We start from the raw sequence: 15,702 nt of genomic DNA, 5'->3' as shown, positions 1-15,702 counted from the left end.
GTGGGTGGGAAAGCGCGGCCAGTACACAGCCGCCGTGTCCGGCGAGAGAGACACCTTCGCCACCCGCTGGGAGATCTCCGCATACCAGTCACATGCTCGCGCCACCTGCTCCCGTACGGGACGCAGCCTGCGCTCCGGGCTCGCCACCTCCATCGATTGCGCCAGCGCGAACAACACCCCGAGCAACTGCTCGCTCACCTCCAGGAGCACGAGCAGGTGCTCACCCCGTCGCGACTCATCGGAGCGCCCTACCCGCGTGGACGCCAGCGTCTGTCGGGCTCGCTCAATCTTCGCGCGCAGCGGCAGGTGCCGCGTCGTGGCCGCCGTCCAGACCTCCGCGGGAGCCCCCTCCCGCGCGAGCGTGGCGAGGTCCCGTGCCCCATCGGCGAGCGACGTGTACACATGCGCGATGGCCCGGCGCGACGGGCGATAGGGATGCACCGGCCAGAGCACCAGCGACTGCAACATCGCCCACCCGCCGCCCAGCAGGAGCGCCCCGCCGCGCGTCAGCGCCGCGTCCAACTCCACGGCATGCGCTCCCAGGGACGCCACGAAGATGACCGCGAGCTTCTCCCCCACCGAGCCCGCCGTGTCGCCGTAACACCGGGCGAACGTCAGGACGAAGACTCCCACCAGGAGCAGAATCGCATCCAGCCAGAGGCGCCCGCCCGCCAGCGCGGCGATTGTTCCCACGAGTGCTCCGAGCACCGTCACCGTGCCCATCACCCGCGCCCTGCCCCGGTAGGCCCCTCCGGGATTCGCCAGCGTCACGAGCAGCCCCGTGAGTCCCGTCCAGCCCGCGTCCTTGAAGCCCAGCAGCATGGCGAGCGAGTACGGAATCGTGACAGCCAACGCCGCGCGAACACCGGCCGCCCATGCCGGCTTGCCCGGCTGGAGTCGGAAGAACCTCCGGATGTGGCGCAAGAGACGATGCATCCGCGAGCCTCCCCCTGTCCGCGATGAATGTCCTCATGTGCTCACGCACCGCGTCGCCCGAAAGCTCCCCTCGCTCGCAGGGGCGCTCGGTGGGCGGCGTGGGCAGGGAGGCAATCGTCCCCCGCATGCCCTCACGCTCAGGGCCAGGCCTTGACGGGCTCACCGAGGACCCGCAGCAGCGCCGCGTCTCGCGCGGCGACGTCATCCCCCACCAGTGCGTCCAGGAGCGCCAGTTGCTCCTGTCTGCGCACGGGGTCATGCACCCAGAGGCCATGCCTCGCCATCAACATCTCCGCGGCGTCGAGCCTCATTGAATCCCGAGGCCGCTCCCGAATGAGCCGCACGAGGCGAGCGCTGGCGTCACTCGATGGCAATGCACGGCGCAATCCTTCCGACGCGATGCCCTTGGCCCACTGGTCCTCGAGCCGCGCCACGGAGCCCTCCAGCAGGTCCAGCGCCATGGGCTCGTTCACGAGCACGCCGAGCGCGGCGGCGACCTCCAGGTCGAAGTACGTGGGCGTCACACCGGGCTTCCACGGCAGCGGGAGTGCCTCACGCAGCAGGCCGATGGTGGCCTGCGTCGGGGCCAGGACCGCCAGCGCCACCGGGGCGCGCACCTCCCGCTGGGAGAGGAGCCGGGTCAGCGTGGCGAACACCTGGACCTGTTCGTCCGGACCGAGGTGTCTCAGGTTGCCCAGCGAGAACCCATCGAGCCGCTCCCGCCCCTGTGCATCGACCTCACGCATGAACAACTCATAAGCCGCGGTCATCCCTGTCTCTCCTTCGCACCCGCCTGAGGCATCGGTTGCTCAGTGACCTACGTGCAACCGGCCCGGAGGCAGTGCCGCTTCCAGGCGCTGCGCTTCCGTCGCGGGAATCTTGTCCAGGCCCAACTTGAACTGCTTGAGGTGCGCGAGCGGCGCGAGGTCCGCGGGCAACGCCGTCACCTCGCCCTGGAAGAAGCCAGAGTGCGTCAGCTTCGGCATCCGGCCCAGGCCCTCCACCAGCGCCCGCAGCTTCTCCGGCGTCGTCTTGAAGAAGCGCCACCACCAGAGCTTCTTGAGCTTCGGCAGTCGCGTCAGCACCTCGGGAAAGCCCTCCAGTCCCTTGGCGTCCAGGTACAGCTCCTCCAGTGACTCCAGCTCGCCAAACGCGTCCGGGAGGCTGGCGAGCTTGTCGCAGTAGCGAAGGCTCAGCTTCTTGAGCGCGGGGAGCCGGCACAGCTCCTCGGGCAGCGCGCTCACCGGCAGGCTCTCCAGGCTGAGGGAGCGCAGCGCGCGCAGCTCGCCGATGCGCGGCGAAATCACCTCGATGGGATTGGAGTCCAACGTGAGGCCCTCCAGGCCCGTGAGCGTGAAGACCTCCTCGGGAATGGCCTTCAGCTTCTTGAGCGAGAGCCCGAGTCGAGGCGCCTTCTCCCCCTTCGCCACCTTCTCCTTCGCGGCGGCAATCGCCTTCTCCACCGGACCGAGCCGCGTGTCCGCCAGCACGGGCTTCCCCGCGCGCAGCTTCGCGCGCAGCGCCTTCCCATCCAGCGTCGAGTCGACGACGCCGTCCTCGTCCTCGTCCTCGGCGGTCCACGCCCCCGGAAGCAGCGCCTCATGCGGCGCCAGCGTCTGACGAGGATTGCCCGGAGCGGTGAGCTTGCTACCCACGAGGGCGTCCACATCGAGCGCGCCCGCCACATGGAGGTGGTGATGCTCCTCGACGAGCACCCGGGCCTTCAGGCCGCCACCCACCCAGAAGACGTCGTCACCGAGCGAGTCTCCGAAGAGGAGCCCACGAATCCGGACGTCACCCGCGATGAACATGGCGGAGAGCGTCACCACGTTCTCCACCTCCAGGTCTCCCAGCACCACGAGGAGCGTGTGGTCGGCGGCGTGTCCATCCTCCAGCAAGCCCTTCAGCCGGACATTGCCGGAGACGACGAGCGGCCGAGGCCCCACCACGAGCGAGTCCGCCTCCAGGTCGCCTTCATGGAGCAGGACGCCCTCGTCGGTGACTCCCTTCCACCAGGAGGCCAGCTTCTGACGCCACTCGGGCGTCGCGGCGGCCTCCACCCGGGCCCAGGCCTCACGCTCGGAGACCTCACGCCCCCAGCTCGTCACCGCACCCTGCTTCGCCGCCATGTCCTAGAGACTCCCAGCCGAAGATTCCCAGCGCCGGACATCAGGGCATGGACGATGGCGGTCATCAACAACTCCGCGCGACATGCGGCAGGTGCGGCTCACCGACCGTTGTATTGCGCGTCGGTGACCTTCTCCAGCCACTCGACGCTCTTGCCCTCGAGCTGCTCCTGGATGGCCAGGTGGGTCATCGCCGTGGTGGGTGAAGCGCCATGCCAGTGCTTCTGGCCGGGAGGTGTCCAGACGACGTCTCCGGGACGAAGCTCCTCCACGGGGCCGCCCCAGGCCTGCACCCGGCCCATTCCCGCCGTCACCACCAGCGTCTGACCGAGCGGATGGGTGTGCCACGCTGAGCGAGCGCCGGGCTCGAACGTGACGTAGGCCCCCGCGGTGCGCGAAGGGGCGCTCGGCTGGAAGAGCGGGTCCACGCGCACGGCACCGGTGAAGGTCTCCGCGGGCCCCTTGGCGGAAGGCTGCGAGCCACCACGGATGATGCGCAGGACAGGCGCGCCCCCGCTGGCGGCCTTTCGCGGGTCCGTCTGGGCCGCCGCGGGAACAAGGAGCGACAGCGCGACAATGACAGGCAGTTTCATCTCCAGCATCCTTTCGGGCGCGAAGCCCCTGCGCGTGGTCAGGCGTTCGTCGTGTCGATGACGAACCGGTGGTCGGGTAGCTCGAGGTCGCCCTTCATGGCTTCTCCTGTGCCGGCATGCCGAGCCGGCGACGCAGCTCCATCATCGTCGTGTTGGCCCGGAACCCCGGGCTGCCTCGCTGGAAACGACTGGCTTCGGACAGCTTGCCCAGCACCAGCGGCTCACAGCCGGCATCGCGCACCAGCCGCGCGGCCACCTGAACGGCCTCGGCGTCGTCTCCGGCGAGCGGCACGGCCAGCTTTCCGCTCTGCCTCGCGGCGGACGCCTCCACCTCCGTGGCATCCACGGCGCTGAAGGCCCGGACCAGCCGCGTGCTTGGCAGGTACTTGGCCGAGGTGGGGCCCACGCCGTGGGCCAGGGCCTCGCGCGCCAGGGCGTCATCACTGCTCGCCGAGGGATTGCAGGCGTCGAGGACGACCTTGCCGCGAAGGGCCTCCCTCAAGTCACGCCCCAGCTGCGGGAGCGCGGCGTAGGGGACGGCGAACAACACCACCGAGCCGAACCCGGCGGCTTCGCGCGGCGTCCCCACCGAAGCGCGCGGGCCCAGCTCGCGGGCCATGGCGGCGAGTTCCTCGGGATGGCGGGAGGAGAACAACACCTCGTGCCCGGCCCGAACCCAGACCCGACCGACAGTGCCGCCCAACCAGCCCGCGCCAATGACCCCGATTCGCAGGGCCTGAGCCTTCTCCTTCACCTTGCCCAGGGCGGGGAGCGCGGCGAGAGAGACGGAGGCCCCCAGAAATGACCGACGAGAGAGCGACATGAGCGTGAACCCTCCATGAGAGGGTAGAAGTACGCTCGAGGCCGGTCCGACATTAGACGCGACCGACGCAATGGGCCCTGAAGCCTTGCTTCACAATCCCGGAGGCCCCGTCACGGCGGGCGAAGGGTTGTTCAGGCTGCTCAGTCTGAACAGCTGGAAGCAGGAGATGACGGCGCAGAGAAGAATGAGGGCACCAATCAGGTACCCCCCGACGAGGAAGATGGCGACGCCGAAGAGGAGGTCGAGCGGGAGGGCAATCCAACCGGGGATGGAACTCCGCGTGAGCACCAGCAACCCGGCGAGCCCCAGCAGGGGAGACGCCAGGCACAGGGTGCCCACTATCGAATAGAAGGGCTCTCCCTTGGGCGAGGCCATCGTGGACAGGACGCCCATCACCACGATCAGCACCACCACGCCACCTTGAAGGATGGCCAGGTCCCTCAGCAACGCACTGCGGAGGACAGGAGGCTCCTTCTCTCTCGCGAGACAATCGGCGCAGTGCGTTCGCTCGGACGCGAGCGTCTCTGGCAGGCAGGCTTCACAGAAGAACCCTCCGCAGCGTGGACAGGCCTGGACCTCCTCCACCCGAGGGTGCCGGGGGCATCGCGCCGTCGTGGCCTCCAGGGGTCCCTCGGTGGCGGGCGGATCCATGCCGGCGGAGAGCGCCTCGAACACCGGCGGCAAGGGCTCGCGCGTCGCGCCCGCGAGCGAGGCGAGACACCGAGGGCAGAACTCCGCATCGCGAGGCGCCACGGCGCCACAGGCGCAACGCACGCTTTCAGTCCCCTCGGCCGAGCCCGAGGCCTCGGCCCAGCGAGCTGCATCCAGTACCTGACCGGGCTCCCAGATGAGGGTGTTGCCGGGCTCGGAGTCCTGCGTGAAGGGACCGGGCGTGACGTCGGCGATGAAGCCCTCCGGCATCGCGCGCGCCGCATGACGCCGCGTCCCTGGCTCACTGGGCCCCAGGCCCATGGACGGGGCCAGGGTGATGGCGATGGCGGGAAGGCCGAAGCCCGTGGAGGCAAACACTCCCGCTCTGAGGAGCGTGCTCGACAGCGGACGGGCGGCGGGGCGGACCTCCACCTGCTCCAGCGTGTCGAACAGGCGCCAGGGAGGACGCACTCGCGTGGCGTCCTCCGGAACCGGCGCATGGAGGAGGAAGAGCAGCTCCTTCATGTCGGCCTCGAGGCTCAGCGGCAAGACCCACCGCATCACCTTTCCTCCTTCCAAGGAGGGAAGCCCCCCACGCCACAGCTCTCGCCGAGTCACGGCATCGACGACGCGCAGGCTCACCGAAGGCGGCAAGGGCGTGAAGGCCGCCTGGAGCCAGACGACGGCGCGCGCCTCGGTGCCGCCCGGGGCCTGGACGATGGGCTCCACATGAAGCTGCACCGCTCCGAACTCACGAGGCTGACGCCCGAGCGTGTCGAGGATGTCCGGGTGGAGGCTTTCGTCCATGGGCGCAAGGCAACAGCAGCCGCCCCATAAAGACAACGGAGAACACCTGATACCCGGAGGCACATCCAACCCGGACTCCGATGGCGACCAGCCGAGCACACCCAGGTTCCAGGTCTCGATTGACCTCGGCCCAGGCGCGCTCCGCAATGCCAGACCCACCCCGTGGAGGGATGGACAATCCCTGTCATCCTGCCTGTAGTCCCGAGAGTCGCCGGGCTTGAGAACTCCGTCGGCCGATGCGGGACTCGATGAAGCTGGGGGTGCCACTACCTCTTCTTCGGCGACCTGGAGAATCCCAATGTCATGGACCCGGAGCCCTTCTTCACGTTCTCCCTGGAGGACACGAAGGCCGACTGGGTGAAGGTCGCGAAGTTCCTCTCCAAGTTCAGCCGCGAGTCCTTCAACGCGACGACGCTCATCACCGACGCGGAGAACAGCCGCTACCGGCAGGGGATGATCGACAAGCTCTCCGCCGTGCTGAAGGCTCCCGCCGAACACGAGGACTTCATCCGCTGGCTGACCGAGGATATCTACAAGGGGAAGCGGACGACGGCGGTGCTGGAGCGGCTCGGCGAGGTGGCGAAGGAAGCCATCGAGCCCACCCTCCTGCGGGTGATGGGCGATGACTTCCTGAACAAGCTCAAGGAGCGAATCCAACGGCTGAACGAGGGCGCCGCTCCGTCCACCTCGCCCGAAGGCCCCAACGTGGTGAAGGCGGACTCCACCAAGCCCTTCGAGGGTGAAGCCCGTGCTCCCGTCGAGGAGAAGAACCGCGCCGCCGTCGAGACCACGGAAGAGGAGCTGGCGTTCTTCAACGTCGTCCGGGACATCTGCGTCAAGAACGGCCACGTCCCAGAGGACATCCTCTTCCGAGACACATCGAACTACTTCAATGTGTCCTTCAAGCGCCCGACGAAGTGGTTCGCGCGGTTCTTCGGCAACGGCAGACGCAAGAGCATCGTCACGTGGGTTCCTGTCGAGGAAGCCAAGGCCATCACCGCCGACTTCGACGTGGAGGCGGCGCCTCCTGCCCTGGGGACCAGCCGCGTCTACATCGAGAACGTTCCACAGGTCTGGGCCCTGAAGAAGCTGGTGGCCCGCAGCCTGGAGCTGTCCCTGACCATCAAGGAAGAGGCCCCCTCCGAGCCCGTCACGCGCGACGACCCCAAGTCCGCACTCAAGGTCGTCTCAGGCCCCTGAGCCCCTGACTACGGCCCCGCGTCGGGCGACACGCAGGCGTTGCTCAACGCGGTGGACCAGAGCTGGCCCGCCCGCGTCTCGTCATACGCGCTGAAGAACACGCGCGAGCCCACCTTGAGGAACCCATAGGGGTAGGACGAGGTCTCCGCCGGGGCGATGTTCTTCAGGCGTCGCGTCCCGCCCACCGTGCCGTTGCTCACCCAGGGCTCCACGCCGACGCCGCCCAGCTCGAGCGAGCTGAAGAAGACCAGGTCATCCGACACGGCGACGAGCGGAGAGCTGTACTCGTCCGACAGGCTCATGGGCCGACGCAGCAGGGTAGTCCCCGCGTCGGTGCCATCCGTCACCCACAGCTGCGAGTCACGCACCCCCGGACCCGAGGTTCCGATGTGGACGGAGAAGAAGAGCTTGGAGCCACCCGGCGCCTTGCTCACCGCGTCGATGAAGGGGAACGCCACGCCCTGCGAAGCGAAGGCATTGGGCAGGCTCGTCACGGACGTCGGATTCCCGCCCGCGAGCGGGACGCGGTAGATGACCATGTACTGGGTGGTCACCGATGTGGTCGTGACGTAGGCCCAGGAGCCCAGCGCCCCCAGAATCTCCACGACACGCGAGGAGCCGAAGGACGCCAGCCGCACCGTGCCCGCGACGGTGCCATCCGTCTTCCACAACTCCTGCAGCCCGGAGGCTTCGCCCAGGATGAACAGGGTGTGCTCGTCCGAGGTCCGCACCGAGCGGATGAAGGCCTGCGCCCCGGAGGTGAGCTTCTTGAGTCGCACGGTGCCCTGCGTGGTGCCGTCCGTCTTCCACAGGCTGGTGCCCTCGCCGGACAGCTCGCGCACGAAGAAGAGCAGCGCGCCGTCCGCCTTCGCGTCCAGGTAGCTGACCTCCATCTCCGTGCCGAAGTCACGCAGACGCACCGTCCCCGAGGACGTGCCATCCGACCGCCACAGCTCGTAGCGGGTGGTGGGGGACGTGGTGTCGTCGTACGTCTCCTTGAAGAACACCAGCGCGTCTTCCACCGCCGTCAGGTGGCTCAGCGTGGAGTGCTCGGGACCTGGTGTCAGATCCTTGACCAACGCGGTGCCCGCGCCCGTGCCGTCGCTGGCCCACAGCTCCATCCCATGCGCCGTGTCCCCCGCCATGAAGAACAGCCGGGAGGGCGTGGCGGTGAGGTGCGTGACGATGGGCCAGAAGGTCCCCGTCGAGGTGGGGAGGCTCTTGACCTGCGTGGTGCCCGCCTCGGTGCCATCGCTCTTCCACAGGGCGCGGCGGCCATCCTCGAAGTTCACCGCGAAGTGGAGCGTCCCCTGGAAGCTCTCGAAGGGACCGGGGCCCGCCGCGAAGAGGGCACTGCCCAGCTCCGAGGGCGGAAGGATGGTCTTCACCCGCCTGGTAGCCGCCTCCGTGGGGAGGCAGTACGACGAGTCAAGCCCCTGCTCCACCTCCCCCGAGGAGTCAGCCGTCGCCTCCTCTCCTGGAAGTGCACTCCCGCAGCCCGCCCCCACCACCAGCAACGACACCATCCACCGACCGCGCCACGACATGCCGCCCCCTACAGGAAAGACTGGGAGGGAGGGTGTGTCGCGTGGTGCCCGGTGCAAAGTGGCCCCAAGACCTACCTTGCTCGCCTGCTTGGAGAGACAGCGCGTGCGGTGGGATTGGCACCTTCGCGTCAGGAAGGATTCGGAGTGTGTCCACTCCACACGCGGGACGCATCGTGACCTCCTGGAGCACCCGAGGTGCCCGCTTCCGGGAAGCGCTCGTGCCACATCCGGACACCCAGGCGCGGAGTCCAAGCCACCCCGACACGCAAGCCGCCCGCCCTGCTCGCGTGGGAGTCCGTGGCGCTAGAGTTGCACAAACGTCCCAGCCCCCATGCCCTCGCTCCTCCAGGAAGTTCGTCTGTCGCTGCGTCGGATGCTGCGTGAGCGCGCCTTCACCACGGTGGTGGTGGCCACGCTCGCCCTGGCCATCGGCGCGACCACCGCGGTGTTCAGCGTCGTCTATCAGGTGATGCTGCGCCCGCTGCCCTACAGCGAGCCCGAGCAGCTGGTGCGCCTCTACCAGTCGAGCGCGCAGCGGGAGCGGCTGGGCGTCAGCCACCTCATGCTGCAAGCGTGGCGCGAGCACGTCCGGACCTTCGAGCAGGTGGAGGGCCTGGCGCTGTGGGACCGCACCCTCACGGGAGCTGGCACCGCGCCGGAGCGGGTGCGCACCGGCCGCGCGACGGCGGGGCTCCTGTCCATGCTCGGCGTGCAGCCGACGCTCGGTCGCGCCTTCGGACAGGAGGAGGTGGCGGCGGGCCAGGACGACGTGGTGCTGCTCGGACACGGCCTCTGGCAGCGCCGCTTCGGAGGAAGGCCGGAGGCGCTGGGACAGAGCCTCATGCTCGACGGCAGGCCGCACACCGTGGTGGGCGTGCTGCCTGCGTCCTTCCGCTTCGCCCCCGACGTGGACCTGTGGAAGCCGCTCGTGCTGGAGCCTGTCTGGGAGGCGCATCATCCCGGGGACGTCACGCTGCGGGCGGTGGGTCGCTTGAGGACGGGGACGCCGCTGGACACCGCTCGGGAGGAGCTTGAGGGGCTGGCCGCGCGACTGGCCCGGGAGCCCGCGATGGCGGAGCAGGCGCCCGGGGTGCGACTGGTGCCGTTGCACGAGCTGGTGGTGGAGGGAGCCCGTGAGCGGCTGTGGCTCCTGTCCGGCATCGTCGCGCTGGTGCTGCTCGTGGCCTGCGCCAACGTGGCCAACCTGCTGCTCGCACGGGCCAGCGCGCGTGAGCGGGAGGTCTGCGTGCGCGCGGCGCTGGGGGCGGGACGGTGGCAGCTGGCGCGACAGTTCCTGGTGGAGAGCGCCCTGCTCGCCCTGGCGGGCGGCGGCACGGGACTCCTGCTCGCGCTGTGGGGCCTGGACCTGATGAAGCTGCTCATCCCCCAGGGCGTGCTTCCTCCCGAGAGCCTGCGGTTGGAGCCTCACGTGCTCCTCATCGCGCTCGGCGTGTCGCTGTCCACCAGCCTGCTGTTCGGGCTGGTGCCCGCGCTTCGTGCGGCGCGGGCGGAGGCCCTGGGAGCGCTGGGCGTGGCGCGTGGCGGGCGGAGCGTGACGGGGACCGGGCGACTGCGGGCGCTGCTGGTCGTCGCCCAGGTGGCGCTGGCCCTGGTGCCGCTCATCGGCGCGGGGCTGATGCTGCGCACGCTGCGCGCGCTGCACGAGGCTCCGCTGGGCTTCGAGCCTCGCGGCGTCATCGCCACCGACGTGCTGCTTCCTGGCAACACGTACGAGGACGACACGAAGAAGCGGCTCGCCCTCTCCACGCTCGTGGAGAACATCCGGGCGCTTCCCGGGGTGTCCTCGGCGGCGCTGGCCAGCACCGTGCCCCTGTGGGGCCGCAATGGGGTCAGCGCCGTGCTGCTCCCAGGCGAGTCACCGTCGGCCGCGGACACGCGCGAGCTGGCCACGTTCCGCACCGTGAGCGAGGGCCTCTTCGAGACGCTGGGAATCTCACTGAAGGAGGGCCGTCCCCTCGTGGATTCGGACACCACGAGCGCGCCCCAGGTGATGGTGGTCAACGAGACGTTCGCGCGCCGGCACTTCGCGGACGGACAGGCGCTGGGCAAGCAGGTGAAGTTGACCCTGGACGGCGAGGACTTCCGCGAGGTGGTGGGCGTGGTGCGCGACGTCCGCCACGGAGCCGTGGGCGAGACACCCCAGGCGGAGGTCTACCTCCCCATGAACCAGTTCGCGGCGTTGTACATGGTGCTCGTCGTGCGCTCCTCCACGCCGCTGGACGCGCTCGTCCCCGCCCTGCGCGAGCGCTACCGCGCGATGGATGCGGACCTGCCGCTGGGCACCGTGCGGGAGATGGAGGAGGTCGTCGAGGCGAGCCTCGGCACCACGCGCGTCATGGGAGGACTGCTGGCGCTGCTCGCGGGCCTGGGCCTGTCCCTCGCGGGCGTGGGCCTCTATGGCGTGGTGGCGTATTCGGTGAGCCAGCGGACCCGCGAGCTGGGCATCCGCATGGCCCTGGGAGCGACGGACTCCCAGGTCCTCCGGTTGGTGGTGGGCCAGGGAGCACGACTGGCGACAGTCGGCGTGGGGGTGGGCCTGGTGGGCGCCGCCCTGCTCGCGCGGAGCCTGTCTGGAATGCTCTACGGCGTGCACGCCTTCGACGTGGCGACGTTCCTGGCCGTCCCGGGCCTGCTGGGAGTCGTGGCGCTGCTCGCGAGCTGGTTGCCCGCGCGCCGCGCCCTCCAGGTCTCTCCCAGCGAGGCCCTTCGCTCAGAGCAGTGAGGACCGAGACTCAGACGCAGACGGAGTAGTCCTTGCAGACGCACTGACCTCCACTCTGCCCGCACTGAATGAAACAAGAGCAGTCCTCGTTGGTACAGATGTCCTGACACGATTCCGCGCCAGCCTCGGCCTCCGCCGGCTGAAGCACGCCCAACGCGCCTCCAACAACGACTCCCACGACAAAGACCCACTTCTGGAATCCCTTGCGCATGACAAGCCTTTCAATGGGGACGGCGGCGCCAAAGCTAACACAACCCAGACAGAGTCCCTGGCGCCGCGCTACCCTCAGGGGTTTCCACGACCTCCGGACGCGGAGTCTTGGGTCTGCTGCTTCGCCGCGTTGTTGACGAGGGTGTCCAGCCCGGGAAGCCCCACAAGGGGCCTCGCGCCGTGCTGCCGTAGCCACGCTCGCGAGGGGCCCGGCATCCAAGCGGGCCCGTGTCGGCCGGGGCTCCGAGCAGCCCTCGTCGTGCGTCGCGAGACATCCGGCGCATGACGCCTCCTCCGTGAAGGAGGAATCACGCATGCCGCTCAAGAACTATGGAGTGCTGAAGGGCTCCGCCATCGCGCGCCGCCTGGGCTCCGGTCCCAGTCCCCACTACCAGGTCCGCCTCGTGGACCAGGACGCGGACCACCGCATCGCCATCAACGTCAGCTCGAAGCTGCCGCCATCGGACCTGGAGTATCTCGTCGACGAGAACTTCCGGCACCCCGCAACCGCGGCGCTCAAGGCCCTGCCGCTCGGCTTCACGCCGCTGCCCGGTGGCGGGAGTGGACGGGCGCTCGACTACATCCGGGGCAACTTCTTCGACCGCTCGCTCATGAAGGCGCTGGCGCCGAACGTGCCCGGGCCGGACAACGACTTGAACGAGAAGCTGGACCACTTCTTCCAGCGCGCCATGGCCGATGAGCACGCCACCGTCTACGCCTTCGGTGAGACGTGGGGCCCGGAGAGCGCCAAGGACAAGTACTTCGGCTTCAGCCCCGGGCGCGGCATCCACGACATCCACATGAACCAAGGCAATCACGCGTCCTTCGCGGACCAGGATGGCGTGTGGCAGGACGGCGGCGTGCTGCTCCACTTCGCGGAGCCCGAACAGTGGGTGGGCATCTTCCTCAAGTTCCAGTCGCAGGTCTGGCACACCGACGACAGCACGGGACATGCCCTCACCACTCCCGTGCCCGAGCAGCACGACGGCCTGGTGCGCATCATCGCCGCGCTCGTCAACGACACCCACGCGCCCGAGCAGGAGACCGTCACCCTCCTCAACACGTCACCCGCTCCGGTGTCCCTCGCCGGCTGGGTGCTCGCGGACAGGAAGAAACACCAGCAGACCTTGAGCGGAGACCTGGCTCCTGGCGCCACCCGCGTGCTGCGCGTCGCCAGGCCAGTGGAGCTCACCAATCAGGGCGGCTCCATCAGTCTGCTCGACGCCCAGGGGTTGAAGGTCGACGGCGTCTCGTACGTGCGGGAGCAGGTCCGTCGCCCCGGCTGGACGGTCGTCTTCTGAGGGCCGTCAGCGCGCGGGCGGCACACAGCGATTCAGGTCGTACGGCCGGCTCCGCGCGCACCAGTCAGGGCGGCCCGAGGGAGCCCAGGAGAGGACGAGGTCCGACGGTCCCCCACCTTCGATGGGGCCGGGCCAGGTCTCCACGAGCTGGAGTCCGTCCTTCTGGCTCCAGCGGTACAACTCCGGAGCGGACTCCGGCGTCTTTCCTTCCAGCGCGAATGCCATGGTGTGCACGGGCCCGCACAGGACGCGGGGCACGGCGCGCAGTCCCTTGTGGACGACGGCACGGCGAACCTCCGTGTCGTTCTCGAACCACACCAACTCCAGGGTGGTGCCCTTGTAGCCATCCCCGTCGAAGTACGCCAAGGGCGAGGTGACAATCAGCTCCGAATCACCGCACCACTCCCGGTCCTGCGCGAACACGGGGAAGCGGCTGTGAATCTCTCCGGTCCGGGTGTCGACGAGGATGGCGGTGCCGTCCCGCATGCCCACCAGCGCCCGCGTACCGGAGGGGCTGGGGGAAGCATTGCCGACCTCCGGAATGCGCACCGAGCCGACCGTCATGACCGAGTCCGTCCGGCAGGAGCCGCTCTCCCAGTCGAGCCACTCACAGGTCCGCACGTGGGTGATGACCGCGGAGCCCATCGTCTCGGTGCGCACGGACTCGGTCCGCCTGCACCTGCATCCGGCGGCCATCAGGACGACGAGCACGAGAGCCGCGTGACGCATGGAGCCTCTGGGATGACGGGACGAGGTGCGGGGCACGCCAGAGAGTCTAGTCCGCATCACCCTCGCCCGACACGGCGCGTGACCTGGGCGACGCGTCAGCGGACGTCGAAGCAATAGAAGACCCGGGGCTGCCCGGTGCCCGTGAGCACGTCGGTGTGCAGCTCCAGCCGGTAGCAGGGCTGCTCCCCCTGCTCCGGCGTAGGCCAGGTCGTGCGCTCCACCTGGAACGCGGTCAGCAGCTCCGGCGCCCCCTGCCGTCGCAGTCGCAGGTGGCCGACATCGACGGAGTAGGCGTGGACCTGGACCTGCTCCTCCAGGTCGATGCTCTCCAGCTCACCCTCCCGGTAGAACACCAGCCGGTCCGAGACGGGATACCAGTCAGGGTCCCTCAGCCAGGTGGCGAAGGCGATACCCAGACCCGCCGGGTCGAACAGCTCGCGCTCCGGGCGCTCGGCGTCCTCGACACCCGTCCGGGCCCGCTCCAGTGACGAGAGCGACAGGCGGACCTCCGCTCGCACGTCGCGGCGCGGCTCCGTGGCCTCCAGCGCGAGCAACGCGGGACATGCCTCCGCCGCCAGCCGTCGCCCCAGCGAGCGCGCCGCCTTCAACCGCACCTCGGGCTCTGGGTCCGAGAGCGCCCTCACCAGCGCCTGCTCCACCTCCGCGCCCGGCCTGTCCGCGAGCACCCGCGCCGCCGCCGTGCGGACCCTCGGGTCCACGTCTCGCGTGAGGGCCACGGCCAGGTCCTCGTCCGCCGAAGCCGCCGCGCCCGACAGCGCGAGCGCGGCCTGGGAGCGCACCTGCCAGTCCGGGTCCGCACGCAGCAGCCGTCGCAGCGAGTCCAGCGCCCGCGACGCGCCGACGACCCGAGGCCACGCCACCACCGCCGCGGCCCGCACGCGCGCGGAGGGGTCCTCGAGCGACGCCTGGAGGACCGGCTCTCCTTCGCATGCACCCAGGGCCCCGAGCGCGGTGACGAGCGCGGCACGCTCCTCCGCGTCGGTGGCGCGGCGCGCTTCGTCGACAAGTCGCGGGGTCGCCGCGCCACAGCCGAGCTGACCGATGGCGAGGATGGCCATCTTCCGGAGCTGCGGCAGCGGGTCATCCAACACCGGAATCAGCGCCTCGCATCCCTCCGAGGCCCCCCGCCGCAGCAGCGCATGGAGCGCCCGCATCCGCACCGTGGGCGAGGCATCCGCGAGCATGGGCAGGAACGGCGCGGCGGAGAGGGCCTCGCGGGGAGTGAGCGCCTCGACGGCCGCGACGCGCACCTGCTCGTCCGCGTCCTGGAGCGCCGCCACGAGCGCGCTGTCCGCGGCCGGCCCCGCCACCATCGCCATCGCCGCGACGGCCGCGGCCCGGACCGACGGCGTGGCGTCAGCCATTCCCTGGCGCGCGAGCGGCAGCCACGCCGGTGACGCCTCCTCCCTCGCGACGTCGAGCATGATGAGCCGCTCGGACTCCGTCGCGTTCGCATAGCGCTCCCCCAGCAGCGCGCCCGCGTCGGAGGTATCGATTCGCGCGAGGGCTTCCATGGCCTGGCGCCGCACCGTGCTGTCCACATCCGCCAGGGCATGGACCAGCCGCCCCCAGGCCACCTGTCGCGGCACCAGGGCGAGCCCTCGGGCCGCCATGGCCCGGACTCGCGCGGACACGTCCCCCAGCGCGGAGAGCATGAGCGCCTGGGCCGCGCGCGCCTCCAGCCCCTGCATCGCCAGCAGCACCAGGACCCGCTCCCGCTCCTGGCCAACGGAGAGGGCCTCCTGCGCCGCATCGACCAGGTCCGCCCGAGCGCGCAGCCGCGCGATGTCCTCGGTGAAGCCACCGGTCTTCGACTCGGCAAGCTGGCGCAGCAACTCCGATGTCGACAGGGACTCGCTCGAGGACTCGGGACGCTGGCCCGCATCTCGGTCCGGAGGTGTTCGCGCTCGTGCCACGTACTCCCCCTGGCTCCGTGCTCTCCTCACGGGAGTGTAGCCGCTCGCTCCCTCGACGGGACTCAGGGGTTTCCACGAGGCGGGGTGACTTCATGGGCG

Annotated in this window: 12 protein-coding genes; 3 read left to right on the top strand and 9 right to left on the bottom strand. The window is 69.7% G+C overall.

Annotated features, from left to right (window positions below):
* From ACN469_RS10920 to ACN469_RS10895, 6 genes are all read right to left on the bottom strand, one after another.
* The coding region (locus ACN469_RS10920; RefSeq protein WP_498766875.1) for an aromatic acid exporter family protein at positions 1 to 936 on the bottom strand (936 nt) is incomplete at its 3' end.
* A gap of 137 nt (positions 937 to 1,073) precedes the next feature.
* A complete protein-coding gene (locus ACN469_RS10915) occupies positions 1,074 to 1,706 on the bottom strand; it encodes a hypothetical protein (protein ID WP_498766873.1) in 633 nt (210 codons plus the stop codon).
* A 39-nt stretch (positions 1,707 to 1,745) separates the two neighbouring features.
* The gene (locus ACN469_RS10910) at positions 1,746 to 3,065 is read right to left on the bottom strand and encodes a leucine-rich repeat domain-containing protein (RefSeq protein WP_498766871.1); all 1,320 of its coding nucleotides are present in this window, start codon (positions 3,063 to 3,065) and stop codon (positions 1,746 to 1,748) included.
* Positions 3,066 to 3,163: 98 nt separating this feature from the next.
* The gene (locus tag ACN469_RS10905) at positions 3,164 to 3,655 is read right to left on the bottom strand and encodes a (R)-mandelonitrile lyase (RefSeq protein ID WP_498766869.1); all 492 of its coding nucleotides are present in this window, start codon (positions 3,653 to 3,655) and stop codon (positions 3,164 to 3,166) included.
* Between the two features lie 94 nt (positions 3,656 to 3,749).
* A complete protein-coding gene (locus tag ACN469_RS10900; protein ID WP_498766867.1) occupies positions 3,750 to 4,478 on the bottom strand; it encodes an NADPH-dependent F420 reductase in 729 nt (242 codons plus the stop codon).
* Positions 4,479 to 4,568: 90 nt separating this feature from the next.
* Positions 4,569 to 5,936 (bottom strand): hypothetical protein, encoded by a 1,368-nt coding sequence (locus ACN469_RS10895; RefSeq protein WP_498766865.1) that lies wholly within the window; start codon positions 5,934 to 5,936, stop codon positions 4,569 to 4,571.
* Between the two features lie 303 nt (positions 5,937 to 6,239).
* Here ACN469_RS10895 and ACN469_RS10890 point away from each other — a divergent pair, with 303 nt between their 5' ends.
* Entirely contained in the window at positions 6,240 to 7,136 is an 897-nt protein-coding gene (locus ACN469_RS10890; protein WP_498766863.1) for a hypothetical protein, read from the top strand.
* An 8-nt stretch (positions 7,137 to 7,144) separates the two neighbouring features.
* Here the strand turns inward: ACN469_RS10890 and ACN469_RS10885 are convergent, their stop codons facing one another.
* Positions 7,145 to 8,683: an ELWxxDGT repeat protein gene (locus tag ACN469_RS10885; protein WP_498766861.1), complete on the bottom strand. Its 1,539-nt coding sequence runs from the start codon at positions 8,681 to 8,683 to the stop codon at positions 7,145 to 7,147.
* A 331-nt stretch (positions 8,684 to 9,014) separates the two neighbouring features.
* On the opposite strand from ACN469_RS10885, the gene ACN469_RS10880 reads away from it, so the two are divergent.
* Positions 9,015 to 11,426 carry an ABC transporter permease gene (locus tag ACN469_RS10880; RefSeq protein WP_498766859.1) on the top strand — a complete coding sequence of 804 codons (2,412 nt, stop codon included), beginning with the start codon at positions 9,015 to 9,017 and terminating at the stop codon, positions 11,424 to 11,426.
* 524 nt (positions 11,427 to 11,950) lie between these two features.
* Entirely contained in the window at positions 11,951 to 12,937 is a 987-nt protein-coding gene (locus tag ACN469_RS10875; protein WP_498766857.1) for a DUF2278 family protein, read from the top strand.
* A 6-nt stretch (positions 12,938 to 12,943) separates the two neighbouring features.
* On the opposite strand, the gene ACN469_RS10870 is transcribed toward ACN469_RS10875, so the two are convergent.
* The gene (locus ACN469_RS10870) at positions 12,944 to 13,666 is read right to left on the bottom strand and encodes a hypothetical protein (RefSeq protein WP_498766855.1); all 723 of its coding nucleotides are present in this window, start codon (positions 13,664 to 13,666) and stop codon (positions 12,944 to 12,946) included.
* Positions 13,667 to 13,761: 95 nt separating this feature from the next.
* Positions 13,762 to 15,603, bottom strand: a complete 1,842-nt coding sequence (locus ACN469_RS10865; protein WP_498766853.1) for a HEAT repeat domain-containing protein — start codon at positions 15,601 to 15,603, stop codon at positions 13,762 to 13,764.
* Between the last annotated feature and the right edge of the window lie 99 nt (positions 15,604 to 15,702).

Origin of the sequence: Corallococcus terminator (assembly GCF_049194865.1) — a bacterium.
GTDB lineage: Bacteria > Myxococcota > Myxococcia > Myxococcales > Myxococcaceae > Myxococcus > Myxococcus terminator_A.
The sequence above is the reverse complement of the archived record's forward strand: the minus strand, read 5'-3'. Positions and strand labels throughout refer to the sequence as shown.